Genomic DNA, 4,340 nt, shown 5'->3' with positions numbered 1-4,340 from the left:
TTCTCCTCACCATTTTCTTTGTCAAGAATGAAAAGACCCTGCTTAATAAGGGGGGTTTGGGGGGATCATTTCTCTAAATTAAAAAAAAGCGATCGCACTTGAGCCTATTTCTGCTTATCTAGTCATATATTAAATAGATGTTTACAGTTATCATCAAAAGCCCCCCTTAATAAGGGGGGTTTGGGGGGATCATTTCTCTAAATAAAAAAAAAGCGATCGCACTTGATCCTATTTCTGCTTATCTAGTCATATATTAAGTAGATATACCAAGCACACTGTATAACTGTAACTGAAGTAAAAGCGATCGCTCTTTACCCTATTTCTTCTTATCTACTAATCTAAATGACTAAACAATCAATACCAGCAACAATAATTAACCAAGCTAGTAACCTTACTTTATCTTATTTCTTCTTATATAATAATCCGAGCGAAAGCATTATTCTTTATCCAGTTTTTGTACTGCTATAGCAAAGATTAAGTTATACTAGCGAAAGCATAAAGATAAACACGGATAGCTATGTGTGGAATCGTTGGTTATATAGGAACTCAACCTGCTACAGATATTTTACTGAGTGGTTTAGAAAAATTAGAATATCGCGGCTACGACTCAGCAGGGTTAGCAACGGTATGGGAAGGAGAATTAAACTATGTGCGTGCCAAAGGCAAACTATATAATCTACGAGATAAATTAGCTAAAGAGATTAATCCAGCATCCATAGGTATTGCCCATACCCGTTGGGCAACCCACGGAAAACCAGAAGAATATAATGCCCATCCCCAAATAAATGAGGGGAAAAAAGTAGCGGTGGTGCAAAATGGCATCATCGAAAATTATCGCCAATTAAAAGAAGAATTAATTAATCAAGGGTATCAATTTACTTCAGATACAGATACCGAAGTGATTCCTCACTTAATAGCTAACTATCTACCAGAAAACCCCAAAGATGACGGCTTATTAGTGGCTGTAAAAGAAACAGTGAAGCGGCTAGAAGGTGCCTTCGCTTTAGCAATTATAGCGGGAGATTATGGAGATGAATTAATCATAGTGCGCAATCAAGCCCCCGTGATTATTGGGTTTGGGCAAGGAGAATTTTACTGCGCTTCTGATGTAACGGCGATCGCCCCCTACACCCACACAATTCTATCTTTAGATAATGGAGAATTAGCCCGTTTAACGCCCTTAGGAATAGAAGTATACGATTTTGACCTGAATAGACTCAAAAAAGCACCTCGCACTCTTAATTGGACTCATGGGAATGTAGACAAGCAAGGTTTCCGGCACTTTATGCTTAAGGAAATTCACGAGCAGCCTACAGTTATACGTAGTTGTTTGAGTCATTATCTTCAACAGGATTGGGGTGTAGATAATGGTGATGATAGTAATCCTATTGTCCTGAATTTAGAGAAGAAAATATATGAAGGTCTTAAGTATATCCAAATTTTGGCCTGTGGCACTAGTTGGCACGCCAGTTTAATAGGAAAATATTTATTAGAGCAATTAGCAGGAATACCAACAACTGTACAATATGCCTCAGAGTTTCGCTATGCACCATCACCCTTGATGCCTAATACTCTAACTATAGGGGTAACTCAGTCAGGAGAAACAGCAGATACAATTGCAGCAATTGCGATGGAGAAGCAAAGACGTATAGGTTTAGATAAGGAATATCAGGGAATTACTCTCGGGATTACTAATCGTCCTGAAAGTAGTTTAGCAGAGATGGTAGACCAAATTATTAATACTCAAGCGGGAATAGAAATTGGTGTAGCAGCTACTAAGAGTTTTACCGCCCAGTTATTAGGTTTTTACTTATTATCCCTAGATTTAGGTTATAGACGTAAAACTATATCTAAAGAGAAAATTGGCGCTTTGATTGAAGGTTTAAAAGCATTGCCCAAGCAAATTGAAGATATTCTCAGATATCAAGAGGGGAAAATAGAAGAAATTGCCCACGATTTTCAAGAAACTCAAGACTTTATTTTTATTGGTAGAGGTATTAACTTTCCTATTGCCTTAGAAGGGGCTTTGAAACTAAAAGAAATTAGTTATATTCACGCCGAGGGTTACCCCGCAGGAGAACTAAAACATGGACCAATAGCTCTTTTAGATGCTAAAGTACCAGTAGTGGCGATCGCTATGCCTGGTAGTGTCTATGATAAGGTTTTATCCAATGCCCAAGAAGCCAAGGCTAGGGATGCTCTTTTACTAGGAGTGATGCCGATTAATTCACCTATTACTGATTCTATCTTTGATGATTTATTGGAGGTGCCGGAAGTAGACGAGTTACTATCTCCTATTATTACGGTAATTCCTCTCCAGTTATTAGCTTACTATATTGCGGCGATTCACGGTTTAGATGTAGATCAACCTCGCAATCTAGCTAAAAGCGTTACTGTTGAATGAATCTCGGGAATTATGCACAATCTTATGTAATATTGTGTACACTTATATACTTACAATTAAAACAGCACGGGAGCAGGGAGCACGGTCGCAGGGAGAAAGAGAGTTTTTAGTGAAATAGAAGCGACTAAACCATTTTTTCTACCTCCATAACATCACAAAGATTTTTAGCAAAAGGTGATAAAAGATTGGGATCTAAACTCCACCAAATTAATGCACAGGTGTCCAACACAATCTTCATAACTCACCCCATTCTTCAGTAGTGGGAGTGGTTAAATTCTCATAATATTTAACTTTCCCTCGAAAAGGTGCAAATAATTCATTAGTATTAGATGATGATTGATATTTAGAAAGTTTTATAATCGGTTTTCCTTGATCAATAACAATAATATCTTCGTTCTCAAGCTCTAATTGTTTTAATATCTGTTCTAATTGAGTTTTTAATTCTTGCTTAGTTATTAACATGGCTTTGATAGTTTTAATTCTTCAAGTTTTCTTTATTGAAACATATAATCACAGCAATATAGCAATTCTCATATTGGTGAGAAAGGTTATCCTTTTGAGGCAGGAGGCACCTCAGATCTTGCATCTTTACCCAAAGTTACTTGTGGTGGATGAATAATGAGTAATGAGTAATGAGTAATGAGTAATGAGTAAGACGTCTTGAAGTTTTGAAGTCTTGAAGTCTTGGAGTTTTGGAGTAATGGGTTTTGGAGTCTTGAAGTCTTGAAGTCTTGAAGTCTTGAAGTAATGAGTAAGAGAATTAATGCGATCGCGCTTAAAAATTGATTCTCCCTTGTCGGCCAATTTCTGTACTTTTGTTTTGGTGGAAGATATGAAGCAAGAGAGGCACCGAGGCAGGTACAACCTCATGAGTCCGAAAAATGCTCTATCCGCTTTTTAAAGTGTATTTATTTTTCTATCTCCTCTAAAACACAGAAACCTCAGGGGGTGACAAGAAAACCCTGATGAAGACAGGGTATACTCACACCAAAGCATCAAAACCCAAATGTTACTCATTACTCATTACTCATTACTCATTTCATCTCTCAAAGTAACAAAATTAGTGGCTTGTTCAGTGACTATCCAAATCCTAATTGTTGCTAGAAATGGGTTATGATGTTTATGTGTTTATGTGCTCAAGGAGAAAAATCATGGTACGTTGGTCATTAACCGTATCTTCAGAAACAGATCAACGGTTACGAGCTTTTTTAGGACAAAAAGGAGCAAAAAAGGGAAGCTTATCCCAATACGTTGAAGAAGCGGTTAAACAAAGACTGAGCTTTGAAGAGACCGTGGATTCTGTCCAAGAACGTAACTTGCGTTATTCTGATTCTGAAATCGAAGAATCTATCGATGAGGCTATCAGAGAAACCCGTGCTTCGTCTGGTTCTTGATACAAACATTCTGATTTCTGCCTTGTTACGCAAAAACACACCGCCTTATCTCCTTTATCAAGCATGGCGTGAGAATCAGTTTGAGCTAGTGACCTCACCAAAGCAACTTGAAGAATTACAGCGAGTCATGGCTTATCCTAAATTGCAACGTTATTTTACCCCAGAAGAAGCCCAAAAAATGTTAGCAGGGATAACCGCTTACACCCTCTGTGTGACATCGCTCCCTATTGTGTCTGATTCACCCGACCCTGATGATAATATTATTTTGGCAACAGCAATTGCGGGTAATGTTGATTATCTTGTGAGTGGTGATAAATCAGATTTGCTAAAACTCGGTGTTATTGAAGATATTCTCATTATAAACCCTCGTCAAGCCTTAGATATTATTGAAGAAAGAATAAAATAGCTATACTACAATGAATCATCCACCCTTTTCATGCTTGCTAGTAACTCACCTTTTCCCAATTCCTACGTTGACCTGAAATTTTTCTCATATCTTCCACCAGAACTTATGTACTAATTTTTTAGGAAAAATGTTCTTT

The 4,340-nt window shown here is 37.5% G+C and carries 4 protein-coding genes; 3 read left to right on the top strand and 1 reads right to left on the bottom strand.

What is annotated here, in order from left to right; translation table 11 throughout:
* Positions 1 to 517 precede the first annotated feature (517 nt).
* Positions 518 to 2,404: a glutamine--fructose-6-phosphate transaminase (isomerizing) gene (gene glmS / locus MW688_RS01635; protein ID WP_486734167.1), complete on the top strand. Its 1,887-nt coding sequence runs from the start codon at positions 518 to 520 to the stop codon at positions 2,402 to 2,404.
* A 234-nt stretch (positions 2,405 to 2,638) separates the two neighbouring features.
* Here glmS and MW688_RS01630 read toward each other — a convergent pair whose 3' ends face one another.
* Positions 2,639 to 2,866, bottom strand: coding sequence for a type II toxin-antitoxin system Phd/YefM family antitoxin (locus MW688_RS01630; RefSeq protein ID WP_486734166.1), 228 nt, complete (start codon positions 2,864 to 2,866; stop codon positions 2,639 to 2,641).
* Between the two features lie 689 nt (positions 2,867 to 3,555).
* On the opposite strand from MW688_RS01630, the gene MW688_RS01625 reads away from it, so the two are divergent.
* Both MW688_RS01625 and MW688_RS01620 read left to right on the top strand, forming a co-directional pair.
* Positions 3,556 to 3,798 carry a ribbon-helix-helix domain-containing protein gene (locus MW688_RS01625; RefSeq protein WP_486734165.1) on the top strand — a complete coding sequence of 81 codons (243 nt, stop codon included), beginning with the start codon at positions 3,556 to 3,558 and terminating at the stop codon, positions 3,796 to 3,798.
* On the top strand, positions 3,779 to 4,204 hold the full coding sequence (locus MW688_RS01620) for a putative toxin-antitoxin system toxin component, PIN family (protein WP_486734164.1): 426 nt from the start codon (positions 3,779 to 3,781) through the stop codon (positions 4,202 to 4,204). The genes MW688_RS01625 and MW688_RS01620 overlap by 20 nt, the downstream gene beginning before the upstream one ends.
* Positions 4,205 to 4,340: the final 136 nt, after the last annotated feature.

This window comes from Johannesbaptistia floridana (assembly GCF_057440575.1).
This window is presented reverse-complemented; position numbering and strand designations above follow the sequence as displayed.